Annotated in this window: 13 protein-coding genes and 1 tRNA gene; 8 read left to right on the forward strand and 6 right to left on the reverse strand. The window is 41.8% G+C overall.

Annotated features, from left to right (window positions below):
• Positions 1-199: 199 nt before the first annotated feature.
• A complete protein-coding gene (locus VR862_RS02575) occupies positions 200-769 on the forward strand; it encodes a hypothetical protein (protein WP_324719380.1) in 570 nt (189 codons plus the stop codon).
• A gap of 416 nt (positions 770-1,185) precedes the next feature.
• On the opposite strand, the gene VR862_RS02580 is transcribed toward VR862_RS02575, so the two are convergent.
• From VR862_RS02580 to VR862_RS02590, 3 genes are all read right to left on the reverse strand, one after another.
• Complete coding sequence (locus tag VR862_RS02580; RefSeq protein ID WP_324719381.1) at positions 1,186-4,170, reverse strand: histidine kinase; 2,985 nt, start codon at positions 4,168-4,170, stop codon at positions 1,186-1,188.
• Positions 4,148-4,900, reverse strand: coding sequence for a LytR/AlgR family response regulator transcription factor (locus VR862_RS02585; protein ID WP_324719382.1), 753 nt, complete (start codon positions 4,898-4,900; stop codon positions 4,148-4,150). Before VR862_RS02585 ends, VR862_RS02580 begins: the two co-directional genes overlap by 23 nt.
• Positions 4,901-5,183: 283 nt before the next feature.
• Positions 5,184-5,642, reverse strand: coding sequence for a CBS domain-containing protein (locus VR862_RS02590; protein WP_324719383.1), 459 nt, complete (start codon positions 5,640-5,642; stop codon positions 5,184-5,186).
• Between the two features lie 167 nt (positions 5,643-5,809).
• Here VR862_RS02590 and VR862_RS02595 point away from each other — a divergent pair, with 167 nt between their 5' ends.
• Positions 5,810-6,838, forward strand: coding sequence for a M28 family metallopeptidase (locus tag VR862_RS02595; protein WP_324719384.1), 1,029 nt, complete (start codon positions 5,810-5,812; stop codon positions 6,836-6,838).
• A gap of 225 nt (positions 6,839-7,063) precedes the next feature.
• Here the strand turns inward: VR862_RS02595 and VR862_RS02600 are convergent.
• The 3 genes from VR862_RS02600 to VR862_RS02610 all read right to left on the reverse strand — a co-directional run bounded on the left by VR862_RS02600 (position 7,064) and on the right by VR862_RS02610 (position 9,711).
• Positions 7,064-7,139: transfer RNA gene (locus tag VR862_RS02600), tRNA-His, on the reverse strand.
• A gap of 62 nt (positions 7,140-7,201) precedes the next feature.
• Positions 7,202-7,918 carry a bacillithiol biosynthesis deacetylase BshB1 gene (gene bshB1, locus VR862_RS02605; RefSeq protein WP_324719385.1) on the reverse strand — a complete coding sequence of 239 codons (717 nt, stop codon included), beginning with the start codon at positions 7,916-7,918 and terminating at the stop codon, positions 7,202-7,204.
• 620 nt (positions 7,919-8,538) lie between these two features.
• Positions 8,539-9,711, reverse strand: coding sequence for a trans-sulfuration enzyme family protein (locus VR862_RS02610; RefSeq protein ID WP_324719386.1), 1,173 nt, complete (start codon positions 9,709-9,711; stop codon positions 8,539-8,541).
• A gap of 129 nt (positions 9,712-9,840) precedes the next feature.
• Here VR862_RS02610 and hutI point away from each other — a divergent pair, with 129 nt between their 5' ends.
• From hutI to VR862_RS02640, 6 genes are all read left to right on the forward strand, one after another.
• Positions 9,841-11,076: an imidazolonepropionase gene (gene hutI / locus VR862_RS02615; RefSeq protein ID WP_324719637.1), complete on the forward strand. Its 1,236-nt coding sequence runs from the start codon at positions 9,841-9,843 to the stop codon at positions 11,074-11,076.
• Positions 11,077-12,072: a formimidoylglutamase gene (locus VR862_RS02620; RefSeq protein WP_324719387.1), complete on the forward strand. Its 996-nt coding sequence runs from the start codon at positions 11,077-11,079 to the stop codon at positions 12,070-12,072.
• A complete protein-coding gene (locus tag VR862_RS02625; protein WP_324719388.1) occupies positions 12,065-12,412 on the forward strand; it encodes a DUF1622 domain-containing protein in 348 nt (115 codons plus the stop codon). Before VR862_RS02620 ends, VR862_RS02625 begins: the two co-directional genes overlap by 8 nt.
• 5 nt (positions 12,413-12,417) lie before the next feature.
• Complete coding sequence (locus tag VR862_RS02630) at positions 12,418-12,876, forward strand: GNAT family N-acetyltransferase (RefSeq protein WP_324719389.1); 459 nt, start codon at positions 12,418-12,420, stop codon at positions 12,874-12,876.
• Positions 12,877-12,940: 64 nt separating this feature from the next.
• Positions 12,941-13,744 carry an MBL fold metallo-hydrolase gene (locus VR862_RS02635; protein WP_324719390.1) on the forward strand — a complete coding sequence of 268 codons (804 nt, stop codon included), beginning with the start codon at positions 12,941-12,943 and terminating at the stop codon, positions 13,742-13,744.
• Positions 13,745-13,802: 58 nt separating this feature from the next.
• The gene (locus VR862_RS02640; RefSeq protein ID WP_324719391.1) at positions 13,803-15,119 is read left to right on the forward strand and encodes a DUF2254 domain-containing protein; all 1,317 of its coding nucleotides are present in this window, start codon (positions 13,803-13,805) and stop codon (positions 15,117-15,119) included.
• The last annotated feature ends 165 nt before the right edge of the window (positions 15,120-15,284 follow it).

The following is a 15,284-nucleotide window of genomic DNA, read 5'->3' on the forward strand; positions in this document are numbered from 1 at the left end:
AGGATGATAAAAATAACTGATCCCCTGTCCCCCAAAGACCGACTCGTGTTCCTGATTTTTCTTGCTGCCATAGTTGTTCTTGTATATTAGAAACTTATTTTCTCTGATCTTTCTTCCCCTACAAGACATCAGAGAGTGGACCCTTGCTGCGGCAGGGGTTTTTATTTATATTACAGTACATTCCTCTAAAACAAACATTGTGATCAAACAAAAGATCCTCCTACTTCTGCTATTCATTATTATCACCGCTTGTGGAAATACCACCTATACTCACCACTTTAAAAAAGGCAGGATGATCGACTTTTCTCAGGGAAAATGGCTGTTGAACCATCCTTTTACAAATCACAATCCTCGCCATATCGATGATCTCGCAGCCAAACATTTTGAAAGGTTCCTGGGAGATTCCTTAAGCAGGATCACAAAAATGGAAAACGGAAATGTTATTGCTGCACATCTACCTTTTGATCCATCCCCGGAACAACTCAAAGCAGCAAGAGTCGCGACAGGACACGATTTTTTGATCAATGTACAGTCTCATTTGGGCAGGAATGAAATGGGTTCTTTTGCTCATGCTCCCGCGATGGGAAGTACTGTGAAAACAAATGGAGCCAGCAGCAAAATTAGGATCTACAACCTTCATACAGGAGAAATGATCTCAGAGACCTCAACCACAGGAGTCGCTGAGGTATTAAAATCTGAAGGGGATAAGAACTGGGATTATGTAAATAGCGCCCAAACAATTGCCGTCAAGAGTCTAAAGAGGTTATAAAACAATACAGAAAGAACGGGATCACCAACTAATTTTTTCATTCATCACCCTGACTCTTCCTATTTCTCGGGAGTCTTAAATCTTTTGGAAATCAACTAAAGAACCTGAACAGTTTTCCCTCTCACTTCTAATTATTGCATAGCGTCTTCTTCTGGAAAAAGAATGAGGTGGACTATGGCAAAGAATAGATTTTTCAACCGGAATATGGTGGAGGTAAGGATAGAAAGAAAAAAGTTAGAGAAGTGACAACACTGCCGGCACAAGAAAAGTTATAACCCCTACTTTATAACGTAAATTTTACAAGCAGCTCATTTCAGATTTAAGCTGCCACTTTCTCTAATTTCCATCAAAATTAAATTAAATGGGAGCATCTACAACTGCCATTTAGTTAACGTGCGGAATTTCCAAGTAAACGTTTAAACCTGTAATCTTAGAACAAGGGTGGTGCCTTTACCCTTAACTGCACTTATACGTACTGTCTTCTCCAGGTCGTACCCCAACAAGGTGAGGCGCTCTTTAACCAGTTTTATGCCTTTGGAGTTGTGTAGTTTATTAGAAGTGTCGGCTTGGAACCCAACTCCGTTATCTTTGATTTTGCATTCCAGAATATCTCCCGGCAACAGCTTAAAAGATATTTCTAAGGTGGGATCTTCAATATTATTTGGGAATGCATGAACAAAAACATTTTCTACAAAGGTCTGTAACAACATCGTAGGGATTTCAACTTCATAAACATCCAGCTCCTTATCAATGTCGAAAATAACCTTCACCGCATTATTGAACCTGGTATTTTCTACCCGGGTATAGGACTGCAAATATTCGATTTCTTCAATAAGCAAAATGGTTGGCCGGGTACAATGGTCCAGGTTTAGCCTGATCAACTTGGCGAAATCCCCAAGAAAAAGGTTAGCATTATCAATATCACTGTCTAAAATGTAGTTCTGAATGGAATTCATGGCATTGAAAATGAAGTGCGGATTCATTTGTGCGAGCAGGGCTTCCATCTTAGTCTCTTCAAAACGCTTTTGAATTATCCTTTTTTGTGCTTCGAAGCGTTTGTTTTGCCTTATCTGGATCTTGTAAACACTAAATACCACAAGCAATATGGCACACAGGATCAACAGGAAGAACCACCAGGTTTTCCAAAAAGGCTGAAGTATTGACAACCTCAATAGTGGCTGTGTATAACTTAAGCCGGTGCTTTGATCCAGTACTCTTACAGTGATCTCATAATCATTGGGTGTCAAAAAAGGTAAAAAGATCTCAGGCTTATCGGTGGGAAGGCTCCAATTGTCCTTTTCATTTAGCTTGTATTGATACTTTAACTTATTTGGAAAAGGATGTGAGTTTGTGCCAAACCTCAAAAGCACGGTGTTTTGGTTATGAGCCAGTTCTAATTCCTCTTGTTCGGATCTTTGCTGTGAGAGAAGTTCATTGTTGTTGATAAAGATCTCTTTGATCTCTAAGTCCTCAACCAAATTGCATTCCTTGAACAAGCTTTTAAGATCCAGGCTGTAGTATCCATTATTACTACCAATGTTTAAATGGTCCCCATTGACCTCTGCACCATGTAATGGTTGTTTAAGCCCTTGTTCCTCATCCAGGAATATTTTCCTGTCATCTTTGAATAAGGTCAGACCTTTTTCTGTTCCCACTATGAGATTTCCCCGGTATTCCTTTAGAAATGAAATGGTGTTTCCCTGTATGTTGGCCCGTGGAATTTTTTGCAAAAGCTTAAACTCGGGGTCATCTTTAAGGATGAAAACATCTCCGAATTCACTAGATACCGCCAGGTCTTCTCCCAGGGTGGTCATATGCCTTAATTTCTTTTCTTCCCAGGAATCGTCGACCACATAAGATTTGAACTTGTCATTCTCCCAGACATAGAGTCCGGAAAAAACCGACAGGAAATAGGTTTTGTCATTCTTCTGTAAAGAATTCACAACCATTGTTGGTGTCGAGGGATCTTCCGGATGGAAACTGGTATAGCTGAAAGAATCCAGATCATTATAGATCCTTACTCCCCCATACGGATTGGTTTCTATAAGCTTTCCGGTTGGGGTAAAATTGATTTCTTCTGAATGTACGGGCAGGTAACGCAGCAATTCGCCTGAATTATTAATTGCAAAAATTCCTATGTTGGTGTTCACCCAGAATACATTTCCGAAGACTTTTATATCATAAAATCCTATGTTTTCTGCCTTTGTTGAATAATCCAGTTCGTAAAAATGATCCTCATGTCGGGGTAAGGGCAGTTTCGTTTTTCTAACATAGTTCTCCTGCCATTTCTTTAGTTGTTGCAGGGATATCTTTTTTTCGTTGCTCCCAGCCTTTAAACTGATGCCATCGCTAAGTAGCACGGCAGAACTATTTTCAGTTCTGGCAAATCCAAGGACGTTGATCCCGTCTATTTCATTGAATTTGATCTGAGGGTCAAGCACGACCTCAAACAGTCCGGCATCTTTGGTGCCAACGTACAATCTTTCAAAGGTGGGGTTATAGGCAAGGCAAAGAACTTCCCTGCTCGGGATGTCGAATTGAGATGCCCTGGAGATCATCTTATTGTCTTTTATTTCAAAAATCCCCCCGTTAGTATCATAGATTCCCCAGGCCCCCGCAAAAATCCTGTTGTCACTCGTTTTGATATAATTCCAGATTATGGAAGTTCCGAGCCTTTTTTCTGAATCGGAATTACCTTTATCAACAAATTCAGCCAGGGAATTTTTGCTGAAGAATCCTTTATTACTACTGTAGATACTATCCTTCTCGACCAATACAGAATAAATAGGAACTTTGTCATTTACCCTGACCAGTATTGGCCGGTCATTTTCAAAAGAGATCTTAAAGACTCCTGAAATATATGAGGCTACATAAACCTGATTCTGGTAGATGAAAAAATCCTGAATTCTGAAAAGTTCATTCCCGGCAGAATATTTTAAGGAGTGGACTTTAAAAGAATTAATGTCGACCACAGAAATACCGTCACTGGTTCCCACGAACATTTTGTTACCTCTTGAGAACAGGCTTGTAATTTCGTTATGAACTAAACCATCAATTCCGGAAATCACTTTGAAGTCGCGGCCGTTAAAAATGCTGATCCCGGCGCCGTAACTCCCAAACCACAAATTCTTGTTGCTGTCTTCTGCAATGGCCCAACAGCTGTTCAAGGCTAAGCCATCCTCTTCAAAAAAGTATTTGAAGTCATCGTTCTCTTTTTTAACCACCCCATTTTCAGTTCCGATCCATAGAACATTATTGCTGTCAACCAGTAACGATCTCACAGCATTATTCGGCAGTTCATTGGCTGCAGTGTAGTTCTTAACGGGATAATTTTGAGAAAACGCTGAATTAAACCATAAAAAGAAGAAGCAGCAAAATTTAATGACTTTGTAAAATGGCATTTATGAATTCTTCTTCTTTTCGAAAAGAAACAGGAAGTCTCTCCCCATTGGTTAACTCTACTTCCTTGTTGGCCTTATGGTATCTTGTAACGTAGTTCAAGTTGATGACGTAGCTCTTATGTATTCTTTGGAAAGAATTTCCAGGGAGAATTTCTTCCACATATTTCAGGGTTTTGGAAGCTGTTTTAGTGATGCCGTCAATCTTCTTAATGCAACAATAATTACTTTCAGCCCTGCAATATAAGATTTGATTTGCATGGATAAGCTCAAATCCTTCTACTGTGGGAAAGGCTATCTTACTTACGTTCTGATCGTTTACATTGAGATTTTCAAGTAAAAGGGATAGTTTCTTTTGAGCTGAATTTCCGTCAGTTTTGGCCTCAAATCTCTTAATGGCATCAGCAAGTTCCAGACTGTTTATCGGCTTCAGCAGGTAATCCAGTGCACTGCGCTTAATGGCCTTAATTGCGAATTGATTATAAGCAGTGGTAAAGATCACTTCAAAGTTGACAACATCAAAATGCCTGAATAGTTCAAAGCCGTTCTTCTCGGGCATCTGAATGTCCAGAAAAACAAGCTCCGGTTCATATCTTTTAATTGCAAGTACCCCCGAGTCGACTGAACTGCATTTGTCCACAATCCAAAATTTATTAGGAAAGTACCTGTTCAGCGTTTTCTCAAGTAAACTTTGCGCGTTTACCTCGTCGTCAATGATCAGTGCTTTTATCATAGTATAAAACTACAATTAAAAAGAAAAATCGCGATCCTCTTTGCAAAGAAAAACCCGCAGCTTTCAATGCGGGGGAATGGCTTTGATCAAAATCTCATTTTATTGAGAGAGCTTAGCCTTACAAAAAATCGGATGAATGACACATCCTGAAGAAATTTCCTACTGCACCTGTTAAATAGAGGTTAAACAACTACAGCAGGTATTTATCTGTAGGAAGAAATGGCTTAACTTGACAAAAAGGAAATTCGCCTGCAAAGGCACCACAGGTGAGAAGAGTCTCCCCCTACATAACTCTTCTCACTTTTTTCTTCTCCAGATCTTCATTTTGTTCCTGAAGAAAGAACCGGATAACATCTGTTGTGGTAACGATACCTGTAAGGCAGTCATTATCAACCACAGGCAAGGCATGGAATTCGTGCTTAAGGAATAGCTCTGCTGCTTCGGCAACCGTATGTTGTGAAGTGATACAGACCACCTTTTTGGTCATGACCTGTTCTACCGAGAACATATTATAAACAGTTGTTTCCACGTCCTCTCCGTCTGCATCAACGGCATCGGCAAAGGAGATCCGAAGGAGATCGTTGAGACTCACCATTCCTACAATTCGCTCATTATCGACAACAGGCAAATGCCTTATGTGATTTTTTTTCATAATGGACTCAGCAGTCGAAAGATCATTGGAAAGGGATAGTCTCAAAATATTCTTTGTCATGATCTGGGATACAGGAACATCATTTTTCATAAGACCAGGTATTATATCATTCACTTAAAAATACGATAAATTGCTCTCAAATGCTATCGCCTCAGCATAATTCTTTAGAAAAATTCCCGCCTCAACTCCCCGGGCCAAATTAAATTCTAAGGAAATCTCTTATCTTGCCACTCTTATTAAAAAACCTAAAACTTAATATGAAAAAAGTATTGTTATTTTCTCTTGCTGTAAGTTTGCTGGCTTGTAAGGCACAGCAGCCGCGGGATATCTCTGAGGCTAATCCAATGGAGTACGCCAAAACCATCACTGCTCAAGAACTAAAGGACCACCTCTACACCTTTGCAAGTGATGAATTTGAAGGAAGGGAAACCGGCGAACCGGGGCAAAAAATGGCGGCCGAATATCTCAAAAAAGAATATAAAAGCCTGGACATTGCTTCTCCCTTGGGAGGAGATGATTACTTCCAGGAAGTCCCCGGCAGTTTTTTCACCCGAGGAAAAGTGAATGATACCGAAAATGTTCTTGCCTTCATTCAGGGCAGTAGCATGCCACAGGAAGTTCTGGTGATCTCATCTCATTATGATCATGTGGGGATAGATGATGAAGGAAACATCTACAATGGTGCCGACGACGATGGATCGGGTACAGTGGCGATCCTTGAAATAGCCGAAGCTTTCAAAAAGGCACAGGAAGATGGCTATACTCCAAAACGTTCGATCCTGTTCCTGAATGTAACCGGGGAAGAAAAAGGTCTTGTTGGTTCCCGCTTTTACACCGAAAATCCTGTTTTCCCTCTAGCAAATACTGTAGCTAATCTCAATATCGACATGATTGGCCGCATAGGAAATGATATGGAAAGTGCAGGAGATTACGTTTACCTTATTGGCAGCGATAAATTAAGCACCGAACTTCATGAACTAAGTGAAAATGTAAATGAAAAGTACCTGAACCTCAATTTGGATTACACCTATAATGATGAGAATGATCCTAACAGGTTTTACTATCGAAGTGACCACTACAATTTCGCAAAACATGATATCCCGATCATTTTCTACTTCAACGGAGTTCATGAAGATTATCACCGTCCCACCGACACTCCAGATAAGATCGAATACGACCTACTGGCTAAACGGGCACAACTGGTGTTCCTTACGGCCTGGGAAGTTGCAAATCGTGACGCCCGACCTTTTGTAGATAAACCCACTCTTTCTGCAAAAACTGAATAGGTAAAAACAGCATTTTTTAAAAGACCTCACTGGTTTCAGAAACCTGTGAGGTCTTTTTTATTAAATACCTGAAACAAAAAAAGCTCCTTGTTTTCACAAGAAGCTTTCCGGGTGGAAGACCGGGTTCCCTTCGACTGCGCTCAGGACAGGCTTCTCACCCTCTTCATTCTTAAAAAGAATTTTCAGAAACAAAAAAAAGCTCCCTGTTTTCACAAGAAGCTTTCCGGGTGGAAGACCGGGTTCGAACCGGCGACCTCTGGAACCACAATCCAGCGCTCTAACCAGCTGAGCTACAACCACCATTTTAATCGGACGCAAATGTAGTATAAATCCTTTCTTTTACAAAAGAAAAAAATCGAATTTTTACAGAAGATCGAACAGCGAATCTACCGCCACGTGACGGTTCACGTTAAATCCTTCGGCGTATTCCACGTTGATTAGACGACCTAAATCCCTGGCTCTGTAGGTGATGCTGTCAAAGAAATTACTGCTGGAAATGGGAGTTTCGGGTTCTTTACTGTTCTCATCCCAGAATTGAGATTGATATGCTTTTACAGATTCCATTTTTTTATCCATGAATCCGGTGACATCCACCACCACATCTGGTTCAAGATTTTTCCATTGTATGTAGTGAAAAACGTTCTTAGGGCGCCAGGCCTTTTGAGAATTTCCGTTGTAGATGGTCTCAATTTTCCTTAGTCCGCTTAGGAAGCAGGCATCGGCCACCAGTTTGGCACCTTTGCCGTGGTCAATATGCCTGTCATCGATTGCGTTACAAAGCACGAGTTCCGGTCTGTATTTTCTAATGATTTTAATGATCTCCAGTTGATGAGCCACGTTGTTTACAAAGAATCCGTCGCTGAATTCCAGGTTCTCCCGCATTGAAAGCCCCAGGATCTTTGCAGCATCTTCCGCCTCTTTGTCTCTAATTTCGGCTGTACCACGGGTTCCCAGTTCACCTCTTGTAAGATCCAGAACCCCGACTTTTTTACCGCGGGAGATCTCTTTTGCAAGAGTTGCAGAGCAACTGAGTTCAACATCATCGGGATGGGCACCAATGGCCAATATGTCTAATTTCATTTTTTATTAATTTCTCTTCTGTGGTTTAGAAAACCCACAAATACCTGATTATTTTTTTAATTTTCTGTAGTCTTGGCTCTTGTCTCTTGATTCTTGTCTCTATTTTGAGCCACGGATTCACTGATAATTTCCTATTACATTCTTCTTTAAACTTATGCCGCTCCTCCGGAGCTCATTATGCGACTCATTTATTATGCTACCGACATGTCGCTCCTCCGGAGCTTCTCACCTTTGTGCTATATGTTGCTACCTATCTATCGCTCCTCCGGAGCTTGATTCTAAATATTTTGTACAATGATCATAACAACCTGGTCACTATATTGATCCGCGGAAATAAATTATTCCCATAAACCTGAACACTGATCACCGACCACTGAACACTTGTCTTGGCTCTTGTCCCTACCGACATGTCGCTCCTCCGGAGCTTTTCACCTTTATGCTATATGTTGCTACCCACCTGTCGCTCCTCCGGAGCTTGTTTTCAAAGGGACTAAACAGTAGGGAGTTTCGACCTAAATTACAATCCTTATAAATTTATCCCTGAACACTGATCACCGACCACTGCCCACTAGCCTCAAGTCTTCTACCAACTATGAACTATCAACTATAAACTACAAACCCTACAGCCTCACATCCAGCATATCTTTCCTTGTTTCCTCAAGTGCCTGTTCTATATCGGCAATTAGATCCTCAGGTTCTTCGATACCTACAGAGAACCTCATAAGGTTATCGCTTATGCCCTGCTCTGCCCTTTCTTCAGGGGTTAAAAGTGCATGGGAGGTTTTGGCAGGTGAAAGGATTGTGGATTCAACTCCGGCTAAACTCATGGAAGGTTTTATAAGCTTTAGATACTTCATAAATGCCTCGGAATCCAGCTCATTAAGCTCGAAAGACAACATGCCCCCAAAACCCTGCATTTGCTTTTTCGCCAGCTCATGACCTTCATGGGAAGGCAATCCCGGATAATAAACTTTCTTTACCAGTTCATTTCCTTCCAGAAATTCGGCTAATTTCTGAGCATTCTCATTCTGTGCCCTTACCCGCAATCCCATAGTTTTCAAGCTGCGTTCTAAAAGCCAGACAGTATAATCGCTGAGGCTTCCGCCAAAATTCTTTGCAAGCTGAAAGATCCTGTCGATATATTCTTCAGAAGAGATCACAGTTCCCGCAAGGATATCGCTGTGCCCGCCCATATATTTTGTAGCGGAATGGATAACGACATCTATTCCAAAGTCAATTGGGTTCTGGTTTACAGGAGAAGCAAAAGTATTGTCTATCATACTCACGAGGCCGTGCTTCCTGGCCAGGCCGGCAACGGCTTCAAGGTCGGTAATGGTAAGCAACGGATTTGAGGGAGTTTCAATATAAATCACTTTCGTCTGGTCGCAGATCTCAGCTTCAAAAGCTTCCGCAGAAAGATCTTTTGCAAAGGAATATTCGATCCCAAACTTCTCAAATTCCTCGACCACTAAATTACTTGTGCCCCCGTATAAAGTTCGCTGTAACACCACGTGATCTCCCTTGTGTAGAAAGGCAAAAAGCGCAGTACTTACGGCAGCCATTCCGCTACCGAAAATAAGAGCAGCCTCCCCGTGTTCCAGTGCAGCCATCTTCTTCGCCAGGGCGTGCTGGTTTGGGGTATTAAAATATCGGGGATAGCGTTTTACCTCCACATCTTCATAAGCGTAAGATGTAGACATAAAAAGTGGTGAAACCGCACCGCGAAACTGTTCATCCTTTAGCTCTCCCACATGGGTGCAAATAGTATTTAGACCTGGTTTTTTATGAGTCATAATTGTTGGAAAAAATTCTTTCCTAAGGTAAAAATAATTACTGAAAAAGAAGGGATCCCAAAAATGCCATTTTTGGAAGGTATCGTCGGCAGGCCCTGCAAATTCTCGGCACTTTTCTATCTTTACGATATGAAACTTATCTTTAAAAACATAAAGCAGCTCATACAGGTGCGGGAGGAGACACTTAAGCCTCTCAAGGGCAGTGAGATGAAAGAACTTCCCTTGATCGACAATGCCTGGTTACTCGTGGAGGATGGGAAAATTGCCGACTTCGGAAAGATGTCCCAAATCCCCACTTTTGAAGGAGTAGCTGAAGTAGATGCCTCGGGTAAATTCCTGTTGCCGGGCTGGATCGATTCGCATACCCACCTTGTCTACGCCGGAAATCGCGAACAGGAATTCATTGACCGCATTAACGGACTCACCTATGAAGAGATAGCCGAAAAGGGCGGAGGAATAGTGAATTCGGCTAAAAAGCTGCAGGAAACTTCTGAAGATGATCTCTACGTGCAATCGGCCAAACGTTTGGAGGAGGTGATGAAGATGGGAACCACGGCAATCGAGATCAAATCGGGATATGGATTAACCACCGAAGCCGAGCTAAAGATGTTAAAGGTGATAAGGAAGCTGCGGGACAATTATGATCTTCCTGTAAAAGCGACCTTTTTGGGAGCACATGCAATTCCGCCGGAATATAAAAATGACAAAGAAGGTTACCTTAACCTGCTTATTAACGAAATGATGCCAAAGATCGCCGGGGAAGGACTGGCAGAATATGTGGATATTTTCTGTGAAAAAGGCTATTTCAGCGTTGAGGATACCCACAGGGTCTTGGAAGCAGGAAAGAAAAATGGTTTGACTCCAAAGATCCATGTGAACCAGTTCAATGCCATTGGCGGAATAAAAGCTGCTGTGGAGCACAACGCCCTTTCTGTAGATCATCTTGAAGTGATGCAGCCCGAAGATCTTGAAGTCTTGAAGAACAGTGACACCATGCCTGTTGCCCTTCCCTCCTGCTCTCTTTTCCTGAGCATTCCCTATACACCGGCCCGCGATATCATTGACGCCGGATTACCACTGGCACTGGCTACCGACTACAACCCGGGAAGCACTCCCAATGGAAATATGAACCTTGTGATCTCCCTTGCCTGCATAAAAATGAAGATGAATCCCGAAGAGGCTATTAACGCTGCTACTATTAATGCGGCCTATGCAATGGGAATTCTTGACACCCACGGCAGTATCACGAAAGGTAAGGCCGCAAACCTCATCCTCACCGATGCTATCCCTTCCTACGGATTTCTGCCCTATTCCTTTGGCGCCAATCATATCAACTCGGTTTATGTTAACGGAAAAAAGATTTAAATGAGTCAGCTGAAGTTTTATTCCGAAAGACAGATCTCCAAACTGCTTTCCATCAGGCCGGGAGAAACAAAGCTGGGAGATAAAATTCAGGTTGCAGCAAGAATTGAGGATCTTCAAAAATCCGAAGCCGAATTCGTCATTTTTGGTATCCCTGAAGATATCGGAGTGCGGGCGAACTACGGCAAACCCGGAACTTCAACTGCCTGGACCGAATTTTTGAAGTCTTTTCTCAACGTGCAGGAAAACCTGTTCAATTCAGGTACAAATATTTTGCTGCTCGGGGAAGTGAATACTTCAGCATTGATGCAAAAAGCGGGAAATATTGATGTTTCAGATCCCAATTACGTACAAAAGCTGGGAAATCTTGTGGAGCTATTAGATTCCGCAGTAAGTGAACTGGTCAAAAAGGTGATCCTGGCAGGAAAATTTCCTGTAATCATAGGCGGAGGCCACAATAACGCCTTCGGAAATATCAAAGGAGCTTCAGAAGCAACAGGACATTCCATAAATGTGCTGAACATCGATGCTCATACAGACCTAAGACAGCTCGAACACCGGCACAGTGGGAACGGCTTTAGTTATGCCTTCAAAAATGGCTTTTTAGAGAGGTATTCTGTTTTTGGTTTGCATAAGAACTATACTCCGCAGTATATTTTTGAGGAAATGCATGCTTCCGAAGCCTTTAAGTACAGCCTTTTTGAGGAGCTTTTGAAGCATAACCGGAAAGATACTTTTAGAGACCACCTGAATTTTGTAAATGGAAAGAAATTCGGGCTCGAACTGGATTGTGATGCCATTGCAAATTTTCCAAGCAGCGCAGTTTCACCTTCGGGTTTTACACTGGAAGAGACCCGGACACTGATAAGGGAGGCGGCGAAAGAGAAAAATTGTTGTTATCTTCACGTCTGTGAGGCTATAGCTACTGTTGATTTCCCTACCGGTAAAGCCTTAAGCTATTTGGTGACAGATTTTCTAAATGAGAGAAAGCATGCATGAAACAGTACAATATTACGTAGATATTGCAGCTCTGATCATTGAGGTTACAGGAGTTTTAGTAATGATCATCGGGCCACTTTTCGCGCTGTACAGATATTTTTTTGACAGGCATGAGGACGGCAGCTCTTATCGCACTTTTAGACATGATCTCGGAAAAGCTATTCTTTTAGGACTGGAATTTTTAGTAGCGGCTGACATTATAGCTTCAGTGAGTACCTCCCCTACTATGGACCGTGTACTGGTTCTTGGCCTTATTGTTTTAATCAGAACTTTTTTAAGCCTTTCTTTGCAGGTAGAACTGGAGGGCAAGTGGCCCTGGCAGAGAGATGAAATTGGTTAGTTAAAATGAAAATTATTTCCTTTAATCCTAAATACGCGGATAAATTTAGGGACCTCAACATTGAATGGCTGGAAAAATATTTTTGGGTCGAGCCTCATGATGAAGAAGTCTTAGGTAAACCCGAAAAATATATCATTGAGCCCGGAGGGACGATCTTTTTTGTTCTTGAAAATAAAAAGGTCATTGGAACAGTTGCTTTAATGAAGATCGAAGATGGCATTTTTGAATTAACAAAAATGGCCGTAGTACCTGCGGCACAGGGGAAAAATGTTGGTCAGCAGTTAATGCAACACACTCTTGACTACGCCCGGAGCAAAGGCTGGAAAAAGCTGATCATTTTTTCCAATCGCAAACTGGAGAACGCAATTCATATCTACAAGAAGTACGGATTTCGGGAAATCCCCATAGGAGAAAACAATCCATACGCCCGGGGCGACATAAAAATGGAGCTTCCCCTTTCTTAAAGTACTATTAAATCTATGGTGAAAAGTTTCATTTTTAGTTAGTTTTAGTTCAAACTGAATAATTATGAAACGAATACTACTGATTTTTCTAATTTCTGCCGTTAGCTTTTCCTGTAAAGACGAGAACAGGGAAATCCCTGAAGTAACAGGCGAAGACGTGATGGAGGGAGAAACTGCAGCCACTGAGGAACCTGCGGAAATTGAGGTCAATCCTATCTCTCATGCCACAGCGGTGATTAACTGGGGGGAAACCGTTATTTATGTTGATCCTGTTGGGGGTGCTGAAGCTTTTTCGGCAATGGAAAGGCCAGATATGGTCCTCATCACCGATATCCACGGAGACCATTTGAGTGCCGAAACCTTAGGCGCACTTAACTTACAGAATATCCCGGTGATCGCACCACAAGCAGTAAAAGATGAGTTGCCCGATTCTCTGGCAACAAAGATCACTGTCATGAACAACGGAGAGATGCGGGATCAAAACGGGATCTCTATTGAAGCTATTCCCATGTACAACCTTCGAGACGAAGCCAAACAATTCCACCCAAAAGGCCGTGGCAATGGATATGTTCTCGAAAATGACGGACAACGCCTTTATATCGCAGGAGATACCGAAGACATTCCTGAAATGCGTAACCTTCAGGATATCGACATAGCACTGGTGCCAATGAATTTACCCTATACAATGCCTGTTGATGCCGCTGCAGATGCAGTTATTGAATTTGCGCCCGATAAGGTTTATCCTTACCACTTTAGAGGCCAGGACGGGAAAGCCGATGTGGAACGATTTAAACAGCTGGTCAATGAAGGCGATCAGGAAGTGGAAGTAGTAATGGCGAACTGGTATCCTGAAGACTCAGATCAATAGTTGCCAAAAATGACATTTTTGACCCCGCTCTTTGCGGGGTTTTATTTATCTCAATTCGATGAAGTCCCTATTCTCCGGTTTTTACTCTTTTTACCATAAGATTAAAGGCAAAATAGCTTTTTATCCTTCTCTCTTTGCACTATCAGGATTGTTATTTGCTTTCCTGATGATGTTCCTGGAAGACAGGGGAATTTCAGATTATTTGTCAGAAAACATTCCGGTGCTGGTGGTAAGCAATGGAGATACCGCTCATGTTATCCTTAGCGCCTGTATCACCGGCCTTATTTCCATGATGGTCTTTAGCTTTTCCATGGTGATGGTTTTGCTCAACCAGGCTTCCACAAATTATTCACCAAGACTGCTGCCGGGTTTGATCTCCGACCATAAACACCAGATCATCCTGGGGATCTACCTCTCAAGTATTCTCTATTGCATCTTTATTCTATTCTATATTCAACCAACCGGTGCTGAATATGAAGTCCCCGGCTTTTCGGTCCTGTTGGGCGTTCTTGCAACAGTTATTTGCATATACGCTTTCATCTATTTCATTCATACCATTTCACAAAGCATACAGATCACCTTTATTCTGGATGATATCTATTTATCGGCAAAGAAAAGACTCCACCAGGTACTTGAATGGGATGAAAATGCTCCCGACTCTTTTCCTGAAACTTCCGGCTGGTATGAATATTACAACAAGGACAGCGGTTACTTCAGAGACATCAACAGGGATAAGCTTCTCGAGTTTTGCAAAGACAAAAAATCCATGATCGATATCCTGCCGGTGAGAGGAATGTTTGCACTTCAGGGAATTCCTTTATTCCGGAGCAAAAAGGCTCTGACAGAACAGGAAATACAGAAGGTCTTCACCTATTTCCACTTTTCCCGGGAGGAACTGGTAAGTACTAACTATGTTCTGGCTTTCAAGCAGATCGCTGAAGTCCTGGCTAAAGCCATGTCACCCGGAATAAATGATCCCGGGACAGCCATGAACGCCATTGATTATTTAACAGAACTTCTTAGAATTAGAATGCGGTTAAGCGACCATAGTTTTATTTGTGAAAATGGAAAGGCGTATGCACAGGAACGGGTAGTGAAATTCGATGAACTGTTATATAACCTCATAGCCTCCATTCGTACCTACTGTAAAAATGATATTGTAGTGGTTCAAAAGATTGGACAGATGTTTGACTATTTGCAAAAACAAGAAGCTAAAGAAAGTTCTTACTACCAAACCCTCAAAACGGAGGCAGAAAGATTATTATATGATGCTCACCATTCCCTGGATAACAAAAGTGACCAGGATGTCATAAGGAGAATGGCAAATAATCTGGGGGTTGAGCTAAAATTTGGACAGGGTGATGTAAATGAATAAATTACGCGGCTATTCCACTCCTGCCCCACCTGCACTCTTACACACTTTTATTTCTCCTTAATCTTTACGGAAAAGCATAAAAAAAGCTCAGACAAGGAAGGTTTCGTAAAATTGTTTTTTCCGGAAAAACCTTAATTATTTCCTAAAATTTTCATCTGAAATAAT

The sequence above is a fragment of the Salinimicrobium aquimaris genome (assembly GCF_035607535.1).
Taxonomy (GTDB): Bacteria; Bacteroidota; Bacteroidia; order Flavobacteriales; family Flavobacteriaceae; genus Salinimicrobium.

Bases quoted from the DNA above. Each gene is read 5' to 3' on its own strand.
- VR862_RS02580 (WP_324719381.1), bottom strand. From the start codon at position 4,170: ATGCCATTTTACAAAGTCATTAAATTTTGCTGCTTCTTCTTTTTATGG.
- VR862_RS02585 (WP_324719382.1), bottom strand. From the start codon at position 4,900: ATGATAAAAGCACTGATCATTGACGACGAGGTAAACGCGCAAAGTTTA.
- VR862_RS02590 (WP_324719383.1), bottom strand. From the start codon at position 5,642: ATGAAAAATGATGTTCCTGTATCCCAGATCATGACAAAGAATATTTTG.
- VR862_RS02595 (WP_324719384.1), top strand. From the start codon at position 5,810: ATGAAAAAAGTATTGTTATTTTCTCTTGCTGTAAGTTTGCTGGCTTGT.
- bshB1 (WP_324719385.1), bottom strand. From the start codon at position 7,918: ATGAAATTAGACATATTGGCCATTGGTGCCCATCCCGATGATGTTGAA.
- VR862_RS02610 (WP_324719386.1), bottom strand. From the start codon at position 9,711: ATGACTCATAAAAAACCAGGTCTAAATACTATTTGCACCCATGTGGGA.
- hutI (WP_324719637.1), top strand. From the start codon at position 9,841: ATGAAACTTATCTTTAAAAACATAAAGCAGCTCATACAGGTGCGGGAG.
- VR862_RS02620 (WP_324719387.1), top strand. From the start codon at position 11,077: ATGAGTCAGCTGAAGTTTTATTCCGAAAGACAGATCTCCAAACTGCTT.
- VR862_RS02625 (WP_324719388.1), top strand. From the start codon at position 12,065: ATGCATGAAACAGTACAATATTACGTAGATATTGCAGCTCTGATCATT.
- VR862_RS02630 (WP_324719389.1), top strand. From the start codon at position 12,418: ATGAAAATTATTTCCTTTAATCCTAAATACGCGGATAAATTTAGGGAC.
- VR862_RS02635 (WP_324719390.1), top strand. From the start codon at position 12,941: ATGAAACGAATACTACTGATTTTTCTAATTTCTGCCGTTAGCTTTTCC.
- VR862_RS02640 (WP_324719391.1), top strand. From the start codon at position 13,803: ATGAAGTCCCTATTCTCCGGTTTTTACTCTTTTTACCATAAGATTAAA.